The sequence below is a fragment of the Alteribacter natronophilus genome (assembly GCF_006007885.1).
GTDB lineage: Bacteria > Bacillota > Bacilli > Bacillales > Salisediminibacteriaceae > Alteribacter > Alteribacter natronophilus.
In genome coordinates, this window is sequence record NZ_VCRO01000001.1 from 706,288 (window position 1) to 726,401 (window position 20,114).

Annotated in this window: 17 protein-coding genes; 5 read left to right on the forward strand and 12 right to left on the reverse strand. The window is 47.8% G+C overall.

Annotated features, from left to right (window positions below):
* Window positions 1-88: 88 nt before the first annotated feature.
* From FGB90_RS03575 to FGB90_RS03605, 7 genes are all read right to left on the reverse strand, one after another.
* Window positions 89-1,090, reverse strand: coding sequence for an LLM class flavin-dependent oxidoreductase (locus tag FGB90_RS03575; protein WP_138809184.1), 1,002 nt, complete (start codon window positions 1,088-1,090; stop codon window positions 89-91).
* Window positions 1,091-1,157: 67 nt separating this feature from the next.
* On the reverse strand, window positions 1,158-2,660 hold the full coding sequence (locus tag FGB90_RS03580) for an amidase family protein (RefSeq protein ID WP_138809185.1): 1,503 nt from the start codon (window positions 2,658-2,660) through the stop codon (window positions 1,158-1,160).
* Between the two features lie 158 nt (window positions 2,661-2,818).
* Window positions 2,819-6,340 carry a YhaN family protein gene (locus FGB90_RS03585; RefSeq protein ID WP_138809186.1) on the reverse strand — a complete coding sequence of 1,174 codons (3,522 nt, stop codon included), beginning with the start codon at window positions 6,338-6,340 and terminating at the stop codon, window positions 2,819-2,821.
* A 3-nt stretch (window positions 6,341-6,343) separates the two neighbouring features.
* The gene (locus tag FGB90_RS03590; RefSeq protein WP_138809187.1) at window positions 6,344-7,606 is read right to left on the reverse strand and encodes a metallophosphoesterase family protein; all 1,263 of its coding nucleotides are present in this window, start codon (window positions 7,604-7,606) and stop codon (window positions 6,344-6,346) included.
* A 114-nt stretch (window positions 7,607-7,720) separates the two neighbouring features.
* Window positions 7,721-8,683: an oxygen-dependent tRNA uridine(34) hydroxylase TrhO gene (gene trhO / locus FGB90_RS03595; RefSeq protein ID WP_138809188.1), complete on the reverse strand. Its 963-nt coding sequence runs from the start codon at window positions 8,681-8,683 to the stop codon at window positions 7,721-7,723.
* Between the two features lie 79 nt (window positions 8,684-8,762).
* Window positions 8,763-9,950 carry a cystathionine gamma-synthase family protein gene (locus FGB90_RS03600; protein ID WP_138809189.1) on the reverse strand — a complete coding sequence of 396 codons (1,188 nt, stop codon included), beginning with the start codon at window positions 9,948-9,950 and terminating at the stop codon, window positions 8,763-8,765.
* 13 nt (window positions 9,951-9,963) lie between these two features.
* On the reverse strand, window positions 9,964-11,169 hold the full coding sequence (locus tag FGB90_RS03605; RefSeq protein WP_138809190.1) for a M24 family metallopeptidase: 1,206 nt from the start codon (window positions 11,167-11,169) through the stop codon (window positions 9,964-9,966).
* 268 nt (window positions 11,170-11,437) lie between these two features.
* On the opposite strand from FGB90_RS03605, the gene FGB90_RS03610 reads away from it, so the two are divergent.
* Entirely contained in the window at window positions 11,438-11,578 is a 141-nt protein-coding gene (locus tag FGB90_RS03610) for a DUF4023 family protein (RefSeq protein WP_138809191.1), read from the forward strand.
* Between the two features lie 15 nt (window positions 11,579-11,593).
* Window positions 11,594-11,719 (forward strand): YfhD family protein, encoded by a 126-nt coding sequence (locus tag FGB90_RS03615; RefSeq protein ID WP_138809192.1) that lies wholly within the window; start codon window positions 11,594-11,596, stop codon window positions 11,717-11,719.
* 64 nt (window positions 11,720-11,783) lie between these two features.
* On the opposite strand, the gene rlmN is transcribed toward FGB90_RS03615, so the two are convergent.
* On the reverse strand, window positions 11,784-12,866 hold the full coding sequence (gene rlmN / locus FGB90_RS03620) for a dual-specificity RNA methyltransferase RlmN (protein ID WP_138809193.1): 1,083 nt from the start codon (window positions 12,864-12,866) through the stop codon (window positions 11,784-11,786).
* Between the two features lie 213 nt (window positions 12,867-13,079).
* Between rlmN and FGB90_RS03625 the strand changes: the two genes are divergently transcribed.
* The gene (locus FGB90_RS03625) at window positions 13,080-13,910 is read left to right on the forward strand and encodes a YihY/virulence factor BrkB family protein (RefSeq protein WP_138809979.1); all 831 of its coding nucleotides are present in this window, start codon (window positions 13,080-13,082) and stop codon (window positions 13,908-13,910) included.
* A gap of 107 nt (window positions 13,911-14,017) precedes the next feature.
* Here FGB90_RS03625 and FGB90_RS03630 read toward each other — a convergent pair whose 3' ends face one another.
* Window positions 14,018-14,833 (reverse strand): S1C family serine protease, encoded by an 816-nt coding sequence (locus FGB90_RS03630; RefSeq protein ID WP_138809194.1) that lies wholly within the window; start codon window positions 14,831-14,833, stop codon window positions 14,018-14,020.
* 138 nt (window positions 14,834-14,971) lie between these two features.
* Here FGB90_RS03630 and rnz point away from each other — a divergent pair, with 138 nt between their 5' ends.
* Window positions 14,972-15,913 carry a ribonuclease Z gene (gene rnz, locus FGB90_RS03635; RefSeq protein WP_138809195.1) on the forward strand — a complete coding sequence of 314 codons (942 nt, stop codon included), beginning with the start codon at window positions 14,972-14,974 and terminating at the stop codon, window positions 15,911-15,913.
* Between the two features lie 296 nt (window positions 15,914-16,209).
* Window positions 16,210-16,896: a hypothetical protein gene (locus FGB90_RS03640; RefSeq protein ID WP_138809196.1), complete on the forward strand. Its 687-nt coding sequence runs from the start codon at window positions 16,210-16,212 to the stop codon at window positions 16,894-16,896.
* Window positions 16,897-16,921: 25 nt separating this feature from the next.
* Here FGB90_RS03640 and FGB90_RS03645 read toward each other — a convergent pair whose 3' ends face one another.
* The 3 genes from FGB90_RS03645 to FGB90_RS03655 all read right to left on the reverse strand — a co-directional run bounded on the left by FGB90_RS03645 (window position 16,922) and on the right by FGB90_RS03655 (window position 19,909).
* Window positions 16,922-17,428, reverse strand: a complete 507-nt coding sequence (locus FGB90_RS03645; protein ID WP_138809197.1) for a metallophosphoesterase family protein — start codon at window positions 17,426-17,428, stop codon at window positions 16,922-16,924.
* Window positions 17,429-17,441: 13 nt separating this feature from the next.
* The gene (locus tag FGB90_RS03650) at window positions 17,442-18,368 is read right to left on the reverse strand and encodes a TRM11 family SAM-dependent methyltransferase (protein ID WP_246056040.1); all 927 of its coding nucleotides are present in this window, start codon (window positions 18,366-18,368) and stop codon (window positions 17,442-17,444) included.
* Between the two features lie 191 nt (window positions 18,369-18,559).
* Entirely contained in the window at window positions 18,560-19,909 is a 1,350-nt protein-coding gene (locus tag FGB90_RS03655) for a sodium-dependent transporter (protein WP_138809198.1), read from the reverse strand.
* Window positions 19,910-20,114: the final 205 nt, after the last annotated feature.

The window sequence follows — 20,114 nt, forward strand, 5'->3', positions numbered from 1 at the left end:
GTGACCGTGAATGTTACCGCCAAAATCACTCATGGAGGAGTCGTGGAATAAAAAAGCTGACACAGCCCCGTGGGCCATGACAGCTTCTTCATTTATTGCGGAAAATGTCACTGGTGATTCTGTAGGAGTTCAGCCTGGCCTCGTGATCATAGACCTGGGCGACGATCATTACTTCATCGCTGTTTGTTTCCTTAACGAAGGAATGAAGTTTCTGTCTAACTGTGTCCCTGCTTCCGTAAATAGAAGATGCCAGCTGACGGTCCAGGGCCGCTTTTTCATGAGGCATCATAAGGGATTCTATATCATACCGGGGCGGCTTAAGCTTACCTGGTGTCCCTCTGACAAGCTCCAGAAACTGCTGTTTCTGAGAAGAGGCGAGATACTCGGCCTCTTCGTCAGTTTCGGCCGCAATTACATTAACCCCTGTTACAGTATAGGGCGCATCCAGCACACCAGGTTCAAAGCTGCTTCTGTAAAGCTCAAGTGCATCAAGGGTATGTTCGGGATTAAAATGACTGGCAAAGGCAAATGGAAGACCAAGCTTAGCTGCAAGCCGGGCACTGTACCCGCTGGACCCCAGAAGCCAGATTGGTATATCGAGTCCCCCTCCAGGAACGGCTTTTACCTTTTTTCCGTCCGGGTTTTCAAAGTATCCTCTCAGTTCCTCTACAAGGCTTTCAAAATCAGCCCCTCCACGCTCATCTCTCCTCAGGGCCCTCCCTGTCTGAAAATCCGTGCCGGGAGCACGTCCGAGACCGAGATCGATTCTGCCCGGAAAAAGTGATTCCAGGGTGCCAAACTGTTCCGCAATTACAAGCGGGGCATGGTTTGGAAGCATAATGCCGCCTGAACCGACACGGATGGTCTCTGTGCCCCCGGCAATATGCCCTATAACAACGCTCGTTGCTGAACTTGCTATTCCGGGCATATTGTGGTGCTCGGCAAGCCAGTAACGGCTGTATCCCCATTTTTCTGCATGACGGGCGAGGTCGAGTGAATTTCTGAATGACAGGGAGGTTTCCTCCCCTTCAAGTACCGGAGCAAGGTCCAGTACAGAGTATGCTGTTTCTGACAGAGACGAATGAGACATTACATGTGACCTCCGTATAAATAGGATTTTTCTTTACAGGGTAGTATAACTTTCCCGGTCCGGTGGATCAAAAACTCTGCTCAGTATTGACAGCGTGCGGGTCTGCCGGCTTCCAGAGCGGGGATTTTTCAATCAGGCCGGCCGTTTTCAGCAGGAGGTCCTCTCTCCCTTTTGCTGCCAACAGCTGGATCCCAAGTGGAAGACCGCTTTTGTTTACTGACACAGGCAGTGAAATTGCCGGCTGACCTGTAAGGTTGGCAAGCTGTGTAAATGGTGTATAGGTGAGACTCGGCAGAAACATCTCGTAGATCAGCTCCTGCTGCCTTTCAAATGAGGCACTCTCCACATTATCAATGAGTGCCTCCTGCTTTTTCTTTTCCATTGTAAGCTCACCGATTCCGGGAGCCGTTGAGGCTGTTGCAGGGGTCAGATACATGTCATATACACTGTGAAATTCGGCTGCATCTGCAGCGGCACGATCCCAGGCTGAAAGACTCAGGGAATAATCAGCAGCAGATACCCTCTCTCCGGCTTTCGCAAGTACCCATGATTCCATTTCCATATCATTTCGACCCGGATTTCTGCCTGTGAGCTGTCCGAGTGATTTTACTGCAGCCGCCATTTCCCCGCAGTTCATCAGGTAATACTGTTTCATAAGTTCAATCCCGTCAATATCCGGTTCTGCCTCCTCAACCTGATGGCCCATTTGTTCCAGCCAGCGGGCTGTGCGGACAACCGCTGCCTCAGCATCCGGATGAACTGGAGTACCGACCGGGGAATTAACACTGAAACCGATGCGGAGCGGCCCGTTTTTTTCTTCATTCACACAATCCGTATACCGCCCGCCGTACCGTGGTACCTGAAAGGCGGCATCCTGCTGTACCGTTTCCAGAATATCAAGAAACAGTGCACAGTCTCTCACCGTTCGTGTGAGAACAAAATCGATAGCTGCTCCCTGCCACTGTCTCCCGATCCCGGGACCTACGGGAGTACGGCCTCTGGTCGGTTTCAGTCCGGTAAGGCCTGTAAAAGAAGCAGGAATCCGAATAGAGCCCCCTCCATCACTTGCTCCTGCTGCAGGTACGATTCCTGCAGCAACGGCAGCCGCTGCTCCCCCGCTTGATCCTCCTGGTGAATACCGCAGATCTGCAGGGTTTCTTGCCGCTCCGTAAAGTCGTGGTTCTGTTATGTTCTTGAGGCCGAATTCAGGAGTGTTTGTGTGCCCGCACATGATGAGACCTTCACTTTTAAGCCTGCTCACGAAATGGGAATCCTGCCTGGCCTTCCACTGCTTAAGGAGAAATGAACCGGACGTGATCGGTTCTCCTTTCAGGGACTGGGAGATATTTTTTAAAAGGAACGGAACACCGGCTAACAGACCGTCCCGGCTGCTGCCGGCTTCATGTGCGGCTTTTTCATACCGGTGGTGAGTAACCGCATTGAGGGCCGGGTTAACTTCCGTAAACCGCCTGCGGCTGAGGTTTATAAGCTCCTCCGGTTTCATCTCCATTTTTCTTACGAGTTCAGCAAGGTCAGTGGCATCCAGTCTGAGATATGTATTAAGATCCATTGTGATCACTCCGTTTATTCATGAGTATAAGGAACAGTTTACCATTTTTATCTGCTGAAGGCCCGTCAGTTACTGCTATTTTCAGCACCTGTACCTTAGCACCCGGATGGACACTGAAAAACCTCCACTGCCATACCAGGGCAGTGGAGGTTCGACTGTTAATCAGCGTACACGGGGGAAGATGAGAGGGAAATAAACTGCCACCGGTCAGAATCGGCCGTTTCCTCAAGAAGGGACTTAAGACGGTGGTGGTGACTGAAGAAAATAACCTGTGTTAATTCAGACAGTTCGATCAGCACTTTCAGTGTTTCCCTTGAGCGGTCATCGTCAAAATGCACCAGAATATCATCAACAATAAAAGGGACAGGTTCGTTATTTTTCACGTATTTTTCGATACTGGCGATTCGCAGGGCAAGATACAGCTGGTCCGTTGAGCCGTCACTCATTCCCGCAATTGGAACACGGCTTCCGTCCTCCCTTGTTCCTGCCAGAATCGGTTTATCCTGCTCATTGAATTCAATTGTGATACCGGTAAAAGAACCGAGGGTGAGGCGTGCAAACAGTTCACCGGCTCTGTTAATGATTGGACTCTGGTTTTGCTCCCGGAATGATTCTATCCCTCTTTTCAGGACAGCAGCTGCAAGCTTATATGTTACATATTCCTCTGCAGCCGTTTCAAGCTGTGTCAGAATCACCTGTTTCTCTTCTTCATAGCGGGCTGCAGTATTGCCGGCTCCTTCTTTTGCTGAAGTGTAGTTATGCTTTACTACACCGAACTGCTCAACTACCTCCGTTCTCCTGCTTTCAAGCTCCTGTCGCTCAGCTTTCAGCTCATCCAGGCGGAAAGAAAGGGTTTCCCTGTCGGAATCAGGAATTTCCTTCAGAAGTTCGGTAAGGCTCTGGCCATGTCCTATGGCAATCATCTGAGTTTCAAGAGAGTCGATCTTCTCTTCAAGCTTCGCTTTCTGCCTGCACAGGCTTTCCGTTTTGATGAGTTCTTCAGCGTCACTGCAGCCGCTGTCGGTAAGAAGACGGTTCAGTTTTTCCTCCGCCTGGCCAAGGCTGTTTTCGGCACTGTAAAGGGACTCATGGGTTTCTTCCAGTTTCTCGTTAAGGCGATCAAGCCTGTGACGGCTGTCATTTGCTTTTTTCAGCTGGTCGTGGAGCTGGTTTACAGCTGTATCGTACTGGCCTTTTTTCAGACCGGCCGAAGCCGGTTCGGTAATCTGTTCGACACTGGATTCAAATGCATCGATTCGTTCCGACACTGTGGCAATTTTCCGTTCAGTTTTTTTATATTCCTCAAAAGAATCCAGTACAGAGGCATAAGTATCCAGTATTTCCTTTACGACCTGGGGTCTGGTGTCTGGATTCAATGGGAGTCCGTCAACCGCTTTCGTCCACTCTTTTTTCCACTCCTCCGCCTGCAGCTCGGCTGAGGCGAGATCGGATTTTTTTACTTCCAGATGGCGTTTGGAATTTTCCAGATTGTTTAACAGGTTTTCTTTTTCATTTGCTTTATTCTGCAGTGTCTCCATCTGTTCTCTCGCTTTTGCAAGAAGTTCATCAAATGTACTGCTGCTGTCTTCTGTTTCAAGAATTGTACAAAGGGACCTTCGCTGCTCCTGAAGCGTTGCAGTAAGGGTACCCGATTGCTCCTGAAGTGATTTTAATCTGCGGATCTGCCCGGTTACTGTTTCATATTCACCAAGCCATTCGCCAATTTCCCCGGGAGTCAGTAAAGGGAATCCTGAATCCTGCCACTTTTCCTCCCAGGAGTCCTGCCATTTTTCGAGTTCCGTATCCAGATCCTCTTTCTCAGCGGCAAGTTTTTCTGCTTCCGTTTCAGCTGACTGGAGGGCAGTCTGAAGCTGAACTTTTCTTCCGACTTTTTCTGCTTCTCTGTGCATGAGGTCTGCTGTTGCGTCTGATGTCCTGACGCTGTCTTCGTAAGCCAGTTCAAGCGGCCGGCCCCCGGTATATGAGTCGATATCATCTTTCACGGGCCCGGTACCACCGGAAAACAGCATTGACCGGATCATCAGCCATCCACGGTCGCGTTTTTCACGGGTTTTTGCCAGATCATCTCTCGACGGTATTTTCACACTGGACTCAAGATCACTGATCTGCCCGCGGAGCTGCTTTATTTTTCCCTTTGCCTGCTCCAGTTGTTCGTTTTTTCTTTCAGTAAGCTGTAAAAGCCTTGCTCTATCCTCGCCGGCCTGTCTGATTGTTTCTTTGAGTAAAGGCACTTTAAGGTTCATGAGGTCTTCCGGTGAGCCTTTCCAGTAAGGGAGTGACTCTGTCTGTTGACGGATCTCATCCTTAACCTGTCTGATTTCCTCCTCTGCCTTTTCAAGCTCCCTTGCTGTGTTTCCTTTATATGAAAGCTCTTCAAAAAACATTTTCAGTTCCTCGGCATTCTCTGTATCGCCGGACTCTTCCAGCTTTCGCCCGTAATCCGCTATCACCTGCTCCAGCTCTTCAATCTGACCGCGCAGATTCTGTATTTTCTGCTGAACAGCGGGCTCCTCGGAAGCGAGAAATGCTACAGTCTTTCTATTTTCTGCAGAAATACGCAGTCTGCTGATCTCACTGATGTCCTCCGCATCCGGTAACAGCTCCTGGAGATAGTTACCGAGTTCTTCCGCCAGGTTTGAAAAACTCTCCTGAAGCCGGGGCAGTTCGTTTACATCTTCTTCATAACGTTCGCTTTTTCTGTAAAGGGAGACAATGACATCCTCCTGATCAAGGATATCATCAGGGACATGAATCTCCTGTTTCTGTTCCTCGATGGACTCCAGTTCCTGTTTAAGTCTCTCAATCTTTCTGCTGTCTGCTTCTATCGCATTTCTGCATTCTTCCAGTATGTGAAGACAGTTTTCAGGCAGATCCGGCAGGGTACCGAGCAGTGACACCTGTTCTTTCAGGTGACTTCTTTCAGCAGCTTTAGGAAGAAGCTGAAGAATCCGTTCGGTCCGTTTTTCTTCCAGGTCTGTCCTTTTCAGTTTCTCCGTAAGCTCTTCAATGTCTTTTACACCCTGCTCGAACTGTTCTCTGAGCGCTTTCCAGTCCCTGATTTTCAGCTGACCCGATGCCGCTTCCTTCGTAAGGTCCTTTTCATCCCGCAGCAGTTTATTGATCAGCGGTTTCTGCCCGCTCTTGAGAAAAAGGTTCTTCGCCTCATTTTCAAGCTCCCTGCCCGTTTCCCTTAACGTACTGATCCCGGAAGCTGCGGAAAAAAGCCCTTCGCCGGCACCGTCACCATGCAGGAGATTTTCTCCTCCCTCACGGAGCGATATATGATTAAGAGCAAACATTGTCTGAAAATAATCTCTTGAAAGTCCCTGAAGAAACCGGTCGGCTGTCCCGTCATCAAGTGGCTTTCGGTCCGGAGTGAGGAGTGTGTTCTTTCTTCCTTTCCTTCTGAGAAAATGCATAGAGGTGCCATCGCTTTTTTCTATTTCGCCTTCAATGAGAAGTTTTCTGTTCTCATGGAGGAAGGAATCCTGGGTCTGTGCCGGAAATCCGTACAGGAAATTGGAGACCGCACGCAGTACGGTGCTTTTACCGGCTTCGTTCTGGCCGTAAATGAAGTGAAATCCTTTACTTGCGGAGAAATCCAGCTGATAATCGGTAAAGTGTCCGTAAGCCCTGAGGTTAATAAAATTATATCTCAAAAACTACCCCTCCCCTTTTCCGGAAAGTTTGTGCAGAAGAATATCCTCAATGCGTTCTTTTCGACTGGTGAATGAAGATGGACTGTCGGGATCAAAAGCACCGTTTTTGTCTTTAAGTGCAGATGGGAGTGCATGGTAAAGGTCTTTTATTTCCTCCAGTATTTCGCCCGTTTCCACAGGGTCTGCCTCAAGGGAATCAAGGTACTCAAATACATAACCAAGGGGAGTGTCGGCTCTGAATCTTCCCCGGTCCACAGAAGCGGAAGTGTGAAATTTCACTTTTTCAATCCAGACATCCCCGCCTGCCTCCATTGATTTGGCACGGACATTGTTTACAAAGTGATCTCTGTTAACTGAAATGGTCTCGTGAAGATCTCCGGTCCCTGTGATATGGATTCTGACAGCAAGAAAGCGTCCACCGTTTTCGTTGTACAGCTCTGTAATCCGTGTGCCGATCCGTTCGAGAAGATGATCTTCCGAGGCAAGTTCGGAAATGTCAGCCTGCACGTCGAACCATCTGATTACATCCAGAGGCCGGTGCTCAAGCGATTCCACTGCCCCGTCTTCAACTGTCACGAGCGTACATCCTTTGCTTCCCGATTCCCGGATATGGCGTCCCTGGATATTACCCGGAAAAACGACGGCGGGGCCATGTTCCCTGACAACCTCCCTCAGATGTATATGTCCCAGAGCCCAGTAATCGTATCCTTTTCGCGAAAGATCCTCCAGGGAACACGGGGCATAATTTTCGTGCCCCTCCCTCCCTGTGAGACTTGTGTGAAGGAGACCGATATTCAGGTAGCCCTCAACTGCCTCCGGATAGGAATGAACAAGGTTTTCGGTCTCTGCACGGTTGAGGAACCCCCTGCCGTGAATGGCAGTTTTAAGCGGCTCAATCTTTTCGGTCCCTGCCTTACCTGCAGGAAACTCATGTACATTCTCAGGAAGAGCCAGCTCTTTTGTAATCAGACTTGCTGCATCATGGTTCCCCCTGATCAGATATACAGGAATGCCGGCTTTGCTGAGGCGGTTCATCTGAGCAGAGAAAAAAAGTCCGGTATTGTAGTCCTTCCAGTCGCCGTCATAAATGTCCCCTGAAATCAGTACAAAAGAAACATTTTCCTGTACCGCCAGTTCAACAAGGTTTTCCAGAGCCTCTCTTGTAGCGCCTCTAAGTGCTTCCACAGGAGCTCCATCGTATTTTTCCAGTCCTTTTAAAGGGCTGTCAAGGTGCAGGTCGGCTGTGTGCAGAAAACGGAACGTCATAGTTTCACTCCTTTTTAATTACTCTCTGACTCTATTATCCTTTCATATGTAAAATTGTTCAAGGGCTTATAAGAAAGGAAACAGCCACGATCCGTCATGGATCATGGCTGTTATCTAAACTTCCGCACGTACTTCTTCAATTTTCCGGAGTTTTTCACTGACCTCTTCGTCAGTCAGATTATGCTCCTGAATGTAGCGGTTCCGGGGATGTACCCGGCACTCATCGGTACAGCTGCGCAGGTAGAAATGTTCCGTTTCCTCGGACATGAGAACCTGTTCATTGCATGCGGGATTGGCGCAGTTTACATAGCGCTCGCACGGTTCACCGGTAAAGTAATCCCTGCCGACGATGACATGCTCATCCCGGTTTACAGGAACACTGATGCGCTCATCGAATACATAGCACTGCCCGTTCCAGCGGCGGCCCCGGACTTCCGGGTCTTTACCGTAGGTGACGATCCCGCCGTGAAGCTGGGAGACGTCTTCAAACCCTTCCTCTTTGAGCCAGCCGGAAAACTTTTCACAGCGGACTCCGCCAGTACAGTAGGTGAGGATCTTCTTATCCTTCAGCTTTTCACGATTTTCACTGATCCAGTCAGGAAGTTCCTTGAACGACCGGATATCCGGTTTGATCGCTCCCTCAAAATGACCGAGATCGTATTCATAATCGTTCCTTGCATCGATAATCAAAGTATCTTCCTTCTGCATCTGTTCATAAAATTCTTTCGGGCTGAGATATTTCCCTGTCTGCTCACGCGGGTCAATATCGTCTTCCAGTCTTAAGGTCACAAGCTCCGGACGATGACGAACGTGCATTTTTTTAAATGTGTGGCCATCCGCTTCATCAATTTTATAAACCATATCGGCAAAGCGTGGATCTGCTTTCATTTTTTCCATATAGGCGTCGGTCTGCTCCTTCGTTCCGGAACATGTGCCGTTAATCCCTTCAGAAGCAATCAGGATCCGCCCTCTGAGACCAAGCTGCTTACAGAAAGCGAGATGTTCCTCTGTAAATTCCTCGGGATTTTCAATATCAACGTATTTATAGTATAAAAGAACACGGTATTCCTTACTCATCGTAAATCACCTCTGATTCCATCCATAATGTTCGTTTTTCAGCCTCGAACATTATACCAGAAAGACGGATTCATGGCAATTAGGCCTGAAGGGCGCTGAATGCCTGCTTAAGGTCTTTAATCAGATCCTCTGCGTCTTCAATTCCGGCGGAGTAGCGGATGAGGCTCTCGGGTATACCCATGGCCGCCCGCTCCTCCGGTGTGCATTCCACGTGACTGGTCGTTCTGGTCGGCCCGACCACTGTCTCGACAGCTCCGAGATTTGCTGCTCTGTTAGCATACTCGAGCCGTGGAAGAAGCTTCTGTACGGCTGGAACTCCCCCTGTAACGGAAAAGCTGAGCATACCGCCAAATCCCCTCATCTGTTCCAGGGCAGTCCGGTGTCCCGGATGCTCCGGCAGTCCCGGATAGAACACTTCTTCCACAAATGGAACTGTTTTCAGAAATTCCGCAACAGCCATGGCATTTTCATTTTGTCTGTCAATTCTCAGCTTCAGTGTTTTCATGCCCCGCAGAATCAGGTATGCTGCCATCGGATCCATTGTAGCCCCGTTAATTTCGCGGTAATGAAAGATCTTTTCTACATCCTCCCGATTCCCGCATACAACTCCGCCGAGGGCATCTGCATGGCCGCCGAGGTATTTAGTGGCACTGTGAATAACCAGATCTGCCCCCAGTGCCAGGGGATTCTGGTTGACAGGTGTTGCAAATGTGTTATCAACGACGGTTCTGACACCGGCTTTACCTGCTGCCTCTGCAATTCTTTTGACATCCGTTATTTTCACTGTCGGATTCGTCGGAGTTTCGAGATAAACGAGGTCGCAACCTTTCTTTATTTCACTGATCATACTTTCATGATCCCCGGTCTCACAGAGGGTCACATGAATATCCTGGGCAGGCAGAAAGGAAGTGAATATTTTATTCGTTCCACCGTATGTGTCCTTAATGGAGATCACTCTGCTGCCTGGACGCAGAAAAGCAGCCAGGGTATTGCTGATTGCTGCCATACCCGTTGAAAAACTTGTAGCAGCTTCGGCACCTTCAAGAATGCGCAGTTTCTCCTCGAACGCACTCACGGTGGGATTGGTATTTCTTCCGTAGATATGGCCTTCTTTTTGACCGATCGCAACTTCATACCATTCCTCCATGTCGTCATAACCGTAGGAAACGCTGTGTACAACGGGGACCTGGGTCGCCCCGAATGCCAGATATTCCTTTTCCCCTGCCCAAAGGGCCTTAGTGGACATTCCCGGTTCGTTTTTTTTCATCGATAGTTCCCTCCTAGCTTATTTCTCCCTGTTCGGCAATCGTTGAAGGCATGTTAACGAGAAGCTCTCTCGGATAATTCGTAAACGGTTCACAGCCCGTTTCAGTAATCCGGATCGTTTCACTTATTTCAATTCCGTCCTCATCAAACCACAGTCCCGGTATGATGTGGAAGGTCATATTCGGTTTCAGAACCGTACGATCGGTGCTTCGGATACTGGCCGTATGCTCTCCCCAGTCCGGCGGGTAATTCAGGCCGACGGAGTATCCGAGCCTTGATTCTTTTACAAAGCCATGCCTGCTGATCGAATTTCTCCATAATGCCTCTGCTTCCCCGCAGGTCATTCCGGGTCTGAGCCCGTCAAGGACTGTATTGATTCCTTCAACCGCAACTTTTCCAAGTGTCACCATCCGCGTGGAAGGAGTACCGATTGTTACTGTACGTGCAAGGGGAACGTGGTACCGTCTGCAGCAGCCGGCAAGCTCAACGATGACGCTCTCGCCTTCCTGAAAGGTACGATCGGTCCATGTGAGGTGGGGAATCGACGTGTTCTTTCCTGTCGGAAGCAGCGGAACAATGGATGGATAATCTCCTCCCCCCTCACTTGTTCCTGCAATGATGTGATAATAAATCATCGCTGCCGCATCACACTCGCGATTACCGGCACGGATCGTATTCACACCGTTTTTCATCGCATTTTCCGCCAGTCGGGCAGCTTTTTTCATATACTCGATTTCCTGGTCGGATTTCACCATTCGCACACGGTTTACAAGAAGTCCCCCGTCTGTAAATGCGGCGTCCGGAAGTTCCCTCTGAAGCTCCATAAACGCTTTGGCAGTAAAGTAATAATGATCCATTTCAACCGCAATACGCTTCCGGGCAAAACCTTTCAGCTTCAGCATATCAGCGACATACATCATCGGATGAAGGACATCAGAATGCACGTACGTATCCGGATATCCGGAAATGAATTCATCCTGCATCCATGTGGTTACCCTGGCTGCACCTGCATCCATGAACCGTCCGATCCATAAGGGCTGTTCCTCCTGAAGATCGACTACAAGCATCTGATGAACGTAAAATGACCATGCATCAAACCCGCTGAGGTAGTTCATGTTGGCCGGATCGGTCACCAGCAGAACATCAATACCTTTTCCTGTCATCTCTTTTTTTACGCGGCTCAGCCTCGCCTGGTACTCCGATACGTCAAACGGAAGCATGCCTGTTCCCCCTTTTCCCGGTCTCTATTTATTCCGGGGCTTTGTCAGGACGCTGGGTTTCCTCCTTTAGATTTACACTTTAAATTAAACAAATATTCAGTTATTTAAAATTTTCACACGTGTTTTTTCTGATTTCAATGACTTGTTTTGCCGAAAAGGCTACAGGATTCCAGCAGGAAACGACATCCACTTTTAGTGTTCTTTGCATGGAAAACACTTGAGCAAATGGGGAAAATAATAACATCCTTTCTGTAAAGGAGGTTCCGAAATGGACGATACAAGTGCTTTTGTTGAGGATTTTAACAGAAGAAAGGAAAAAACAGAGCGTAATAACCGTTCTCAGGGACAGCGCGATCACAGCCGCAGTCTTCCTGCAAAAAAGCATATCACAAACAAAAACAAAACATGATTGGAGAGGTTATTGATGGGAAGAGCAAGGAAACAGAAAGCAAGAGACAAAAATAAGCAGACGATGCCGCAGACGCCTGAGGCTCAGAAAACAAACCGTCAGGATGAAACGGCTGTTGGAAGGAACTCTGCAGGAGAATAGTGAATTCCTCTGAAGCACCTGAAATATGGAAAGGGCTGAACCATTTACGGTTCAGCCCTGAATACTAAGCTTTCGCTTTAGCTTTTTCCTTATCCTTTTTTATCTGCTTACTTCTGAGCTGTCCGCAGGCCGCGTCGATATCGGATCCCTGTTCATGACGGATTCCGCACTGAATGCCGTTCTGCTTCAGTGTGTCATAAAAACCGAGAATCGCGTTTTTCTCACTCTGTTCATACTGAATATGCTCATCTACCGGGTTATACGGAATCAGGTTTACATAGGAAAGGCGCTTTTTATCCTTTATCAGATCCGCAAGCTCCTGTGCCGTTTCCCTGCTGTCATTGACACCTTTGAGAAGAATGTATTCAAACGTAATTCTTCTGTTCGTCTTTTCCAGATAATAATCGACAGCTTCCATTAAAGGCTCAATCGGCTGCCCTTTATTGATCTTCATAATCTTAGTACGCAGTTCGTTGTTTGGTGCATGCAGTGATAAAGCAAGATTGACCTGCAGATCCTGATCAGCGAATTCATAGATCTTGTTAATGATACCACTTGTAGAAACAGTAATATGACGTGCACCAATGGCAAGTCCTTTGTCACTGTTCACAACCCGGAGGAAGTCCATCAGGTTGCCGAAGTTATCAAACGGTTCACCAATCCCCATTACTACGATGTGGCTGACTCTTTCCTCGTTATCCCGCTCGTCCAGGGCATGCTGAACGTTCATAATCTGCTCCACAATTTCCCCGCTCGTCAAATCACGGCTTTTTTTAAGAAGACCACTTGCACAGAAACTGCAGCCGATGTTGCACCCTACCTGGGTCGTGACACAGACGGAAAGACCGTAACTGAATTTCATCAGCACCGTTTCAATCAGGTTGCCGTCCTTAAGCCGGAACAGAAATTTCATTGTCCCGTCTCTTGATTCCTGTCTGGAGTGCACTTCAAGCGTCTGTATGTCAAAATGGTCATCAAGGAGCTGCCTGCACTCTTTGTTGACGTTTCTCATTTCCTCAAAATTTTTAATACGCTTCTTATATAGCCAGTCCCAAACCTGCTGGGCACGGAATTTTTTTTCCCCGTGCTCAATCAGCCAGTCGGTGAGCTGGTCGAATGTCAATCCGTAAATGGATGGTTTAGTCATCGTAAACCCTCATTTCAATCGTAATAGTTGTTTATTTATATCACACATCATTGGTTCACTCACTTACAAATATACAATTATAGGAGCATTACAGGAAAAAGTCAACAACAGCAGCGCTTACACCGAGTCAAAAAAGGGGATAAACAAGTAAGGAACATCTTTTGAAGCATAGTGGGATTGGAGGTATACCGATTGATTACATTTATTAAGGAAATGATCCGTGAATTTCAGAAGGACGATGTACCCCTTCTCGCAGCAGCACAGGCTTATTATTACCTGCTCTCTGCTGTCCCTCTGATGATTTTACTTCTGTCCGTTCTACCCTATTTAAACCTCGACCCTGATGCCGCAGTGGCAGTTCTGCAGAGCGTGATGCCCTCTGAAACTGCATCTGTGTTTGAGGAGACGGTTGTGGATGTGGTCTCCACAGAACGCGGCGGCCTGCTTACATTCGGGGCGCTTGGTACCGTGTGGACAGCCTCCCTGGCTATGAATGCTTTTATTCAGGCACAGAACAGTGCCTATAATGTGACTGAAACACGCTCTTTCCTGAAGGCAAGATTGGTCTCCATTGTTCTGACGGTCTGTATTATCATTGCTCTGATTGTTGTGCTGCTTCTTCCGGTTTTCGGGGATATCCTCATATCTTTTGTCAGTTCCGCTGCGGCGCTCCCGCCTGAAACCGAACAGCTTATGCGGGTCCTGCGATATGTTGTCAGTGTTGTAATCATTACCCTGATCCTGACTGCTCTTTACTATTTTGCCCCGAACAGACGCAATCGCATTCTGAGTGTTATGCCCGGCGCTCTCTTTGCCACCCTGGCATGGCAGCTCGTTTCGTTTGGTTTTTCCTATTATGTAAGCAATTTCGGGAACTATGCGGCTACTTATGGCAGCCTCGGGGGAGTGATCGTTCTTATGCTCTGGTTTTTCCTCACCGGCATCATCCTCGTAGTCGGGGGCGAGATGAACGCTATTTTACAGAGAAGGAGAACACTGTCATATGACGCCCAGGAACAAAAAAAGCTGAATATCTACAGGTAGGCATGACGAATCTCCCGGAACCTATGTGAAAGCAGACCGAGTCCCGCAGACCGGTCTGCTTTTTCTTTATAATTCTAAAAAGTAACCTGCTCTGTTAACACTGCCAGTCAGCGGTCTTCTGTAAAATCGGAAAATGCCTCAAAGGGAATAAACAGTCCTGCACGGACGGTTTCACCGCGAAACTCGGTACGGGTGGTGGCATAGACAACACCGATAACCGAGCCATCCTCATTAATAACAGGACTGCCGCTGTTCCCTCTGTAAACAGGGGCATCGAGCAGGACAGCTCCATCGCTTCTCTCACCAAGAATTTCACCCTGGTTGGCAATGAAATTAAAAAACAGGGGATTGCCGATAATAATGACAGACTCATCTGCCGACCACGTCCGGGAAAATTCAAGGTTGGGCTGACCGGGTTCGCCATCAATTTTAAGAACCGCCAGATCGAGCGATTCATGAGTATCGGTAACCTGCGCCTGGTAACGGTCTCCGTTTTCGAACGTGACTGTAAGAAACGGTTCTCCTTCTATTACGTGATCGTTTGTCATAATGTAGCCGTCTTCGGAAAAGAGAAAACCTGTCCCCTTGTTATTTTCCCCTCTGACCACAACAACCGATTCCCTGTAGGCCTGCACGTCCTCACTCTGGGAAAGTTCCCTGGATACTGTAAGAAATTCGACAGCCGGAATATTAACAAGCCTCGGTATAAATGCCAAAACGTTTCCAAGAAGAGCGATAATAATGACAGCTGCTGCCACTTTCTTTACGCGCCTTTTTGTCTTTTTCTTTTCAGGCGCCTCCTCCTCATCCCGGGGATTAAAAAATTCCTCTTTAGTATAATAGCGTTCTCCGTCAAAATACGGACGTTCCGGTTCCTCTCTGTTCTGCTCTGTGTCACCGGGCTCTCTGCTGTTTCCGTTCATAAGACTCCCTCCAGCTTTTCTGCTGTCTGTATTATATAGCAGATGGGCCGAATGCCACAACGAAACCCTGCATTTGCCCTGACCCCTGCCTCCGTTATAAAGTAAAATCACGACGCAGACAGAAAAAGGAGAGTCACTATGAAAATAACCTTTCTGGGTACTGGAGCAGGTGTGCCGTCAAAAAAACGAAATGTGTCATCTCTTGTCCTTCACCTTGAAAATAAACAGAATGATTTATGGATGTTCGACTGCGGGGAATCGACTCAGCAGCAGTTTCTTCACACTTCCCTAAAGCCCGGAAAAGTGAAACGTATTTTCATTAGCCATCTTCACGGTGATCACCTTTATGGCCTTCCGGGGTTTCTTGCAACACGCTCCTTTCAGGGAGCAAAACGCCCTCTTACGATATACGGACCTGCGGGTACGGAACAATTTGTAAAATCAGCCCTGGAAATCAGCGGTACGTATCTGAACTATGATTGTCATTTCCACGAGGTTGGCGAAGGGCTCATTTTTAATGAAGACGGGATGTCTGTTTCAGCGGGGAAACTTGATCACGGGCTCCCCTGTTTTGGATTCAGAATCAAAGAAGACGATCGTCCAGGAGCACTTCTTATGGATAAAGTGGAAGAAGCCGGGATCAGTCCCGGACCCTGGCTGAAAGACCTGAAAGAGAGGAAAACAGTGACCCTTTATGACGGAAGAACCGTCCATGGAGAGGATTTCACAGGTCCACCGCAGCCCGGAAAAACAGTGACGATTCTCGGGGACACCAGGCCATGTGCATCAGCTGCAGCACTTGCATACAAAGCCGATCTCCTTGTTCATGAAGCGACTTTTGCTTCCGGGGAAGAAAGCCGGGCACAGAAATATTTCCATTCAACCTCCGCACAGGCTGCAGAAACTGCACTTAAAGCAGAAGCAGGGGCCCTCCTGCTGAACCATATAAGCCCCCGTTATACCGATGCTGCCCCCCTTGTAAATGAAGCCGTTACTATATTTCCAAACACAGCCGCAGCTGAGGATTTCATGACGGTAAAAGCAGATCGGTCAATCAGAGAAAAAACGTTCCGGAACTGATTTCCGGAACGGAACCTCATGCTGATTGCGTTCTGATGAGATGCTTCTCAATGAACAAAGCCAGTCCATCATTTTCATGACCGGCAGTAATAAAATCCGCCTGCTTCTTAAGTTCCGGAATGTAACTTTAAGTCAGTATGGGTTATTTGAAAACCTGCTCTCTGAAAATAAAAAAATGTAAATCATTTACCTTATAAGCAAAAAAATCCTGGACAGAAAGGCACGCTGTGATAAAATTAGAACGTAAGTTCCCCCCCTTTTTCTATTTAAATCTCCCCCGAAAGAGAGGCATCCACATGAATATGATTAAGCTTTACTCCTCTTCACGCAGAAAGGCCGCTGACCCCGACGAGCTGGAGGAACTGTTTTTTGTACTCGAGCATTTTTACTTGTACTCTGAAAAACAGCATTACAGAAAAATGAAGCAAATGCAGAAACATATTCTGCAAAGATATCCTGATTTTTGTGCGCCTCCCTCCCTGGCCATGCCCCAGGTCCTGGCCTGGACCCGCTTCTGCGCAGGAATCTGCCGTGGAGGCAAAACAATTTATCAGTATTTTCTTGAACATCACCTGCCGAAACTGAATCTCACGTTATCTCCCTTTACGGAATTTATGCTGACGGAATGGCAGTACGTGTTTCCCGGCTTTTATTATCCCTCAATATCCGTAGGCACTACGGGCCGGCTGTTTGAAGCTGAAGACATGTTTAATGGGGAGCTGAAAACCGTAATTGCTTTTAATCAGACCTTTACCCCTCCTGAAAAAGGAACAATAATGACCGGCCTCCTGCTTCCTCTGGGGGACGGCAGGTTTACTCCGGTTCTTGACTTACTCCAGGTTCACCCCTCTGACAGAAACAAAGCAGCAGGCGATCTGTCTGCCTATGCCCACAGCGATCCTTCTCTTTATTTTGATCAGCTTGCAGTTTCAGATTATCCTGAATTTCTTCACATTCTTCTTCGGCACTTAAAAAGCCATTAAATAATAGTCCGCAAAAAAAGATCATTCAGAATGAATGACCTTCCAGGTTAAAAAAACAATGTTCTGCTTGGAGGCTGTTTTTGATGACAGTTAAAAAACCAAATGAAAAGTAAGGGAGTTTTCTTTTGTCAGTCGGCGATCCCGGATTAAACAGCAGTTTTTTTCCGTGATAACGGAGATATGGAATATGGGAGTGGCCGAACACGATACAGTCATAGGTCTCATCAAACGTATCCAGCGCCCTCTTTTCGGTTGTTTTTTTCTCACCGTCACCGTGAACGATCCCTATTTTAACTCCTCCCAGCGAAAATGTTTCCGTACGTTTAAGAAAAGCTTTCATTTCATCCCCGTCTGCGTTTCCGTAAACGGAGGTTACAGGCGCATAGCTGCATACCTCGTCATACAGCCATTTCTCCTGCCAGTCGCCGGTGTGGATGATGTGATCTGTCCTTTTCATCTGCTCGGTAAGAATGTGAGGTAATGTTTCTCCTTTTTTCGGCATATGGGTGTCCCCCATTACAAGAATCCGCATATCTGTTTCCTCCTCACGTACAGGAAAGTACTTCACGGCTGAACGACCCGTTTTTAAAGAACTTACAGCGGTCAGTAATTGTAAAACCTGCCTGTTTTACTGCCTGGTCTGCCGGATCAATGGTCACAATTACACACCGTTCTGCAAAGCGCCGTGCATGTTTCAGAATATGCTCCTGGTCCTCAGGGCTCATAACAGAGCAGAGGTTATAAGGCATGTCGATAATGGCCGCATCAAACTTTCCGGATACGTCGGCAATATCCTGAAGTTTAACGTCAGGAAAGTAACCGAAGTGGGCAAGATTTTTTCTGGATCCATTCATTACTTTTGGATTTCTGTCACTTCCCCTTATGTCAATCCCCATGGAACAGGCTTCCAGAAGCACGGTTCCTATTCCGCAGCACGGATCGATAACTTTCACCCCATCGCGATCAGGGACTGCGATGTTGGCAATTGTCCTTGCCACTCTCGCATTCAGAGCCGTAGAATAACCATGCGGCCGTTTCTGATGAGCAAGCCACGGTGATTTTCCCCGGCGGATACCACCGAAATACCACATGTCATTATAATAGACAATTCCGAAGATCCGGTCCGGACTCCTAAGATCAGCCTGATCTTTCATGTGCAGGCCGATTCTTCGTTCCAGTTCCTTACGCTCCTGAAAGGAAAATGTCTGTAACCCCTGGACATTGAGCACTTCAATTCTGAAGGTCCTGCCCGTGGGTGAAAGCGAAGCTGCAAACTGTTCCAGTTTTTCGATTGAGGACTCTCTTTTCAGAACAGCGACCCGTTCTTTAATAAACGGACTGCGTTGAGGGTCGACTTCGCGGGGGGAATTGAGAATATGTCCTGTTGTATCTGTGTTGAAAAATGCCCGCATTTCCATTTTGCATAACGGATGTTCTTCGTCTGTAAACGCATAGGTATATAAGTATTCCAATTATCGTCATCCTCTTCAGTTAACTCTCTATTACTTTACATGGTGCGCTGACCTCTGACAAGGACAGGTGCGTATCCTCGGAAGTTTTTGCTTCAGATATTCTGTTCCTGTCACGCGTTGAATTCCCTTCTTTGTAAATCTGCAGCAGATAAAAAAGAACCCACCGCCTGAGCGGTGGGTTCGAGTGCTGATTAATAGAACTGTGCAACAAGTACTACTGCAATCGCAGCAGGTGCTACAAATCTGAGAAGGAAAAGCCAGATCGTCCCGATTGCAGAAGCTCCAAAGTCGGACGCTTCAAGGGACTGGGCTTTCTTCCATCCCCAACCAACGAAGAGGGCAATGATCAGTCCGCCAAGTGGAAGGAAAATATCTGAAAGTCCCTCCATGGCATCCATAAATACGTTACCGAAAATCGTAAAGTCAGCCATAACACCCATACTGAGTGAGGAAGGAATTCCAAGAAGGAAAATCAGTCCTCCAATGATCAGCGCAGTAGCTTTCCGTGTCCATCCGAACTTACGGATAAAGTAGGCAACAGCCACTTCCAGCAGCGAAATGGCAGAAGACAGCCCGGCTGCAGCCAGAAGGAAGAAAAATGCAAGACCGACAACAACCCCGAGTGGGATCGCCTCAAAGACACTTGGAAGGATAACAAATACCAGTCCAGGACCTGCAGCAGGGTCAATGCCGAAAGCAAATACAGCAGGGAAAATCATAATACCTGCCACAATGGCGAAAACAGTATCCATGGAAGCAATACCTGCAGTGGCACCTGGAAGACGTTCCTTACTGGAAAGATAGCTTCCGTAAGTGATCAGGGCCCCCATTCCAAGTGAAAGGGAGAAAAATGCCTGCCCCAGTGCAGCGAGATAGATTCCAGGTTCCGTCAGCACGCTCCAGTCAGGTGCGAACAGGAATGAAAGACCTTCCTGGGCCCCTCCTAGTGTCAGACTGTAGATACTCATGATAATAAGGAGAATAGCCAGAGTAGGCATTAGAATCAGGTTTGCCTTCTCAATTCCCTTCTTGATTCCCATCAGTACAACACCGACAGTAATGGCCATAAACAGGAACTGCCAAACGACCGGTTCGGCGGAACTCATTATGAAACCTTCAAAGAAACCGCCATATCCCTCAGCCGGCTCGCTCCAGAGTCCGCCTGTCAGATAGCTTACAAAGTATTTAAGTGTCCAGCCTGCTACTACGCCGTAGAAAGACAGGATAATAAACGCTGAGGCAACACCGAGAAATCCGGCTGTTACCCATGGTCTTCCCGGAGCCAGCTTCTGAAATGACCCCACTGCGTCACTCTGGGCCTTTCGTCCAATCGAAAATTCAGCCATCATGATTGGAATACCAATAAGGGCAATTATGGCGATGTAGAGGACCAGAAACGCGGCTCCTCCGTTTTCACCGGCTACATAGGAAAATCGCCAGATGTTCCCAAGACCTACTGCAGACCCCATCGCAGCCAGCATAAAGCCGATTTTCGTCGCCCACTGTTCTCGTCCCCCGGGCTGTAAATCTCTCTCACTCATCTCTTTTTACCTCCCCAATAATAATGAATTAGTACGAACGTACACTAATAATATACGACAAATAGATATAAAATTCATTTATTATTTAGAAAATTATTAAATTTTTAAATAGTAAAATATTATTTACCCAGGACTATATAACCATTTTATTGCACTGTAATGCGTTGAGGCTGTAACGAACAGGTGGAATTAGAACAAATTATTT

Bases quoted from the DNA above. Each gene is read 5' to 3' on its own strand.
- FGB90_RS03575 (WP_138809184.1), bottom strand. From the start codon at position 1,090: ATGTCTCATTCGTCTCTGTCAGAAACAGCATACTCTGTACTGGACCTT.
- FGB90_RS03580 (WP_138809185.1), bottom strand. From the start codon at position 2,660: ATGGATCTTAATACATATCTCAGACTGGATGCCACTGACCTTGCTGAA.
- FGB90_RS03590 (WP_138809187.1), bottom strand. From the start codon at position 7,606: ATGACGTTCCGTTTTCTGCACACAGCCGACCTGCACCTTGACAGCCCT.
- trhO (WP_138809188.1), bottom strand. From the start codon at position 8,683: ATGAGTAAGGAATACCGTGTTCTTTTATACTATAAATACGTTGATATT.
- FGB90_RS03600 (WP_138809189.1), bottom strand. From the start codon at position 9,950: ATGAAAAAAAACGAACCGGGAATGTCCACTAAGGCCCTTTGGGCAGGG.
- FGB90_RS03605 (WP_138809190.1), bottom strand. From the start codon at position 11,169: ATGCTTCCGTTTGACGTATCGGAGTACCAGGCGAGGCTGAGCCGCGTA.
- FGB90_RS03610 (WP_138809191.1), top strand. From the start codon at position 11,438: ATGGACGATACAAGTGCTTTTGTTGAGGATTTTAACAGAAGAAAGGAA.
- FGB90_RS03615 (WP_138809192.1), top strand. From the start codon at position 11,594: ATGGGAAGAGCAAGGAAACAGAAAGCAAGAGACAAAAATAAGCAGACG.
- rlmN (WP_138809193.1), bottom strand. From the start codon at position 12,866: ATGACTAAACCATCCATTTACGGATTGACATTCGACCAGCTCACCGAC.
- FGB90_RS03625 (WP_138809979.1), top strand. From the start codon at position 13,080: ATGATCCGTGAATTTCAGAAGGACGATGTACCCCTTCTCGCAGCAGCA.
- FGB90_RS03630 (WP_138809194.1), bottom strand. From the start codon at position 14,833: ATGAACGGAAACAGCAGAGAGCCCGGTGACACAGAGCAGAACAGAGAG.
- rnz (WP_138809195.1), top strand. From the start codon at position 14,972: ATGAAAATAACCTTTCTGGGTACTGGAGCAGGTGTGCCGTCAAAAAAA.
- FGB90_RS03640 (WP_138809196.1), top strand. From the start codon at position 16,210: ATGAATATGATTAAGCTTTACTCCTCTTCACGCAGAAAGGCCGCTGAC.
- FGB90_RS03645 (WP_138809197.1), bottom strand. From the start codon at position 17,428: ATGCGGATTCTTGTAATGGGGGACACCCATATGCCGAAAAAAGGAGAA.
- FGB90_RS03655 (WP_138809198.1), bottom strand. From the start codon at position 19,909: ATGAGTGAGAGAGATTTACAGCCCGGGGGACGAGAACAGTGGGCGACG.